The 3,254-nt window shown below is 66.5% G+C and carries 4 protein-coding genes; all 4 read left to right on the top strand.

The window, feature by feature from the left end; all coding sequences use genetic code 11:
* Positions 1 to 855: DUF58 domain-containing protein (locus tag Q0O40_RS15800; protein WP_295532116.1), on the top strand; the 855-nt coding region annotated here is incomplete at its 5' end.
* Complete coding sequence (locus Q0O40_RS15795) at positions 852 to 1,934, top strand: stage II sporulation protein M (protein ID WP_295532113.1); 1,083 nt, start codon at positions 852 to 854, stop codon at positions 1,932 to 1,934. The genes Q0O40_RS15800 and Q0O40_RS15795, both read left to right, overlap by 4 nt.
* On the top strand, positions 1,927 to 2,955 hold the full coding sequence (locus Q0O40_RS15790) for an RDD family protein (RefSeq protein ID WP_295532110.1): 1,029 nt from the start codon (positions 1,927 to 1,929) through the stop codon (positions 2,953 to 2,955). The genes Q0O40_RS15795 and Q0O40_RS15790 overlap by 8 nt, the downstream gene beginning before the upstream one ends.
* Positions 2,956 to 3,169: 214 nt before the next feature.
* A partial coding sequence (locus tag Q0O40_RS15920) for a transposase (RefSeq protein ID WP_367183703.1) occupies positions 3,170 to 3,254 on the top strand: 85 nt, incomplete at its 3' end.

The raw sequence follows: 3,254 nt of genomic DNA, 5'->3' as shown, positions 1-3,254 counted from the left end.
CGCGTTTGGCCCGATATCACCCCGGTGCGCAGCCCGGGCTTGCAGATTTTCCTGCGCGACGCGCAGTTCGGCATGGTCGCGCGGCGGATCAGGGGCGAGGGCACCGAGTTCGAAGCGCTTGCCGAATACGAGCCGGGGATGGACCGGCGGCGGATCGACTGGAAAAGCTCGGCCCGCCATGCCCGGCTCTATGCCAAGGAGTTTGAAACCGAGCGCAACAACCAGATGGTGTTTGCCTTCGATTGCGGGCAGACGATGTGCGAACCGGTCGACGGACGCGGCGGCAGCGCGGCGCGGATCGATCGCGCGATAACCGCTGCGCTCACCACGGCCTGGGTCGCGCTGAAGGCGCAGGACCGGATCGCGCTCTATGGCTTCGCCGCAAGGCCGCAGGTGCTGAGCCCGTTTGTGACCGAGCCGCGTGATTTCCAGCGGCTGCAACGCGCCGCCGCCGCGCTCGATTATACCGCCGAGGAGCCCAATTTCACGCTGGCGCTGGCCTCGCTCGCCGCGCGGCTGGGGCGGCGTTCGCTGATCGTGGTGTTCTCCGATTTCACCGATCCGACCAGCGCCGAGCTGATGATCGAAAATCTGACGCGGCTGACCCAGCGGCATCTGGTGATGTTTGTGGTCATGGCCGATGCGGAGCTTGGCGGAATTGTCGATGCGCCGGTCACTGATCTGCAGCAGGCAGCGATGGCGGTGACCGCCAGCACCTTGCTGCGCCAGCGCGCGCTGGTGCTGCAAAGGCTGCGCCGCTGCGGGATCGAAGTGATCGAAGCACCGCATGCGCTGATCGGCACCCGGCTGCTCGATGCCTATCTGGCGGTGAAGCGCAAGGGGAGCATCGGATGAGCGCGGAAACGCCCGGCTTTGCTGCCGCTCTGTCTCAGCGCGTCAGTGGCTGGCTGGGGCGCAGCACCGCGCAGGCGGTCGCCGCGACCGAACAAGCCGCGCTGCGCTCGGACCGGTTCCGGCTTGAGCGCGAAGGCGAATGGCGGCGGCTGGAGGCCATTGTCATGCGGATCGAGGCCGGCCGCCTGCGCGCGGTTTCGGATGACGATCTGCTTGCCCTGCCGGTGCTGTATCGCAATCTTGCCTCCAGCCTTTCGGTCGCGCGCGAAACCTCGCTCGACCGCGCCACGCTGGCCTGGCTCGAAGCGCTGGTCCAGCGCGCATGGTTCATCGTCTATGGTCCGCGCGATGGCCTGCGCAGCTGGCTGGGCCGCTTTCTGGGCGGCGGCTGGAGCGCGGCGGTACGCGCACTGGGGGTGGATCTGGGGATTGCGCTGGCCATCATGGTCACCGGCACCGTGGTGGGCTGGCTGATGGTGGCGAGCGATCCGGATTGGTTCTACGCGATCATGCCCGGAAGCGGAGGCGACGTGCGCGTGCCCGGTGCCAGCCGGGCGGCGCTTTATGGCACCTTGTTCGGCAATCAGGACCAGTCCGGGCTCGGCGTGTTCGCCGCCTTCCTGTTCAGCAACAACGCGCAAGTCTCGATCCTGGCCTATGCCCTCGGCTTTGCCTTTGGCGTGCCTTCGATCCTGCTGCTGATCCACAATACCACCGTGCTCGGCGCGCTGCTCTGGCTATATCACGGCCAAGGGCTGACGTGGGAGCTGATCGGCTGGCTTTCGGTGCATGGCACGACCGAGCTTTTCGCGATCCTGCTGGCGGGCGCATCGGGCATTCATATCGGCCGCGCAATGGCCTTTCCGGGGCAGATGGCGGTGCTCGATGCAGCGGCAGCCGCAGGGCGGCGGACCGCGCTGGTGATGGCCGGGGTGGTGCTGATGCTGATTGCCGCAGGGCTGCTCGAGGGCTTTGCCCGGCAATTGGTCGACAGCACCGGCGGGCGGCTGGCCATCGGCGGGTTCATGCTGGCGTTCTGGTGCGCTTACTTCTTTGGCTGGCGGCGCGAAGGTGAGTGACGCCCCTGCAACCGCAACCGGCTGGCGCGGCGTGCTGATGCAGCGGCGCGGGCGCGGGGCCTCCGTGCCCGGCGCGCCGGTGCTCACCGATGCGGAGCGCCGCGCGCGCACCGTGATCACGCCTGAGGGCGTGCGCCTCTCGATCACCTTGGCCAGCCGGGGCGCGCGCGCCGCCGCGCTCATGATCGATCTGTTCCTGATCGGCTTTACGATGACCGCAACCACGCTGCTGCTGGTGTGGATGGCAGGCGGGATCGGCATTTCTGAGCGAGATCTGCAGGCCAACACCGCGCGCGCGGGTGCGCTGCAGGCATTGGTGGTGATCTGGTTCATCGCCATGTTCCTCTATCGCAACGCGTGGTTCCTCTCGTTCGAGCTTGGCCCGCGCGGGGCAACGCCGGGCAAGCGCCTTATGGGCATCCGCGTGGCCGCGCGCGGCGCTATGGGCGCTGACGCGAGCGGGGGGCGACTGACCACCGAAGCCGTGATCGCGCGCAATCTGATGCGCGACATCGAGCTTTACATGCCGCTGGTGTTCATCGGCGGGGCGATCGAGGCGGGCAGCGATACCGAGCTGGCCGGATGGTCGGGCGCGGTGTGGTTTGCCGTCTTCGTGCTGTTTCCCTTTCTCAACCGCGACGGCTTGCGCTGCGGCGATGTGATCGCGGGCACATGGGTGGTCGAAGCGCCGCGCCGCAAGTTGGAGCAAGCGCTCTCGCTGGGTGCCGCCGCGCGCGGTGCCAGCGCGGCTTCGGGCGCGCAGTACCACTTTGGCGAGGCCGAACTGGCGGTCTACGGCGAATACGAGCTGCAAGTGCTCGAACGCGTGCTGCGCGATAACCAACCCGAGGCGATGCGCGAAGTGGCCGAAACGATCTGCGCCAAGATCGGCTGGACCGGCGGAAAAGGCGACGAACGCGCCTTCCTCGAAGCCTATTACACCCAATTGCGCGCGCGGCTTGAGCAAGGCATGCGCTTCGACCGACGCAAAGCCAACAAGCACACCCCGGGGGGCGGATGATCGAAGGCCTTGTAGGTTTGGAACAAGGGAAGGTGCGAGGGCCATCGCCCTCGCGCTCCCGGGAGTTTGGTTGTGTTTCCTCGGGGACGCTGGTTGCCTGTTCTAGCTATTGACTGCTAGTCATCAGGATATGGCAATTCCCGATTACCAGTGACGTGACCCCCTGATTTTCCTCCAAGAATGATTAGAGTCCGGCCCCTTGAAGGACGGACAGATGAAGCGATCACGGTTCACGGAAGAGCAGATTATCGGAGTGCTGAAGGAGGCAGAGGCGGGCGGGAAGACAGCTGATCTGGCCC

It is taken from the genome of Novosphingobium sp. Chol11, from assembly GCF_945870625.1.
In the GTDB taxonomy this organism is placed as follows: domain Bacteria; phylum Pseudomonadota; class Alphaproteobacteria; order Sphingomonadales; family Sphingomonadaceae; genus Novosphingobium.
The sequence above is the reverse complement of the archived record's forward strand: the minus strand, read 5'-3'. Positions and strand labels throughout refer to the sequence as shown.

Coding starts and splice junctions, on each gene's coding strand:
- Q0O40_RS15795 (WP_295532113.1), top strand. CDS start 852: ATGAGCGCGGAAACGCCCGGCTTTGCTGCCGCTCTGTCTCAGCGCGTC.